Genomic DNA, 466 nt, shown 5'->3' with positions numbered 1-466 from the left:
AAAGTGATAGCTGTTCCCACACCTTCACCGGTCTTCTCTTTTGCCAGCTCCGGAGTGAGTATCTCCATTGCAGCGTTCATAGCCTTTGCGGACATCATGATCTGAGGGAGATAGATCTCTGCTGCCTCGAATTTGTCACCAACTATCTTCATTCCTACAGATAAGCCTTCGTTGATGGCGTCAAATGCTGGTATACCGGCAGCCAGAGCCGCCTTGGTAGCCTCTACAGTACCGTTGATGTTCTGCTTGACGATTGCGTCCCTAAGATTATCTAAGATTTCTTGTTTTGACATAAAATGCCTCCTATTAGTGGGTTTACGGCTGACGACAGCCTATTACCTACTTCACTATATTTATAAATTTCCCCTAAAAAGAGATGCCTTGCAAAAGCAGGCATCTCATAAGTTCGCTAAACTATTGCTGGTAGGATCTCATCTGATCTTCTGCCTGAATTTTTCACAGCAGT

Annotated in this window: 1 protein-coding gene; it reads right to left on the bottom strand. The window is 44.6% G+C overall.

Annotated elements, in window-relative coordinates; all coding sequences use genetic code 11:
- Positions 1–293: B12-binding domain-containing protein (locus tag PV02_RS12870; RefSeq protein WP_256623820.1), on the bottom strand; the 293-nt coding region annotated here is incomplete at its 3' end.
- Positions 294–466: the final 173 nt, after the last annotated feature.

The organism is Methanolobus chelungpuianus (assembly GCF_024500045.1).
GTDB lineage: Archaea > Halobacteriota > Methanosarcinia > Methanosarcinales > Methanosarcinaceae > Methanolobus > Methanolobus chelungpuianus.
This window is presented reverse-complemented; position numbering and strand designations above follow the sequence as displayed.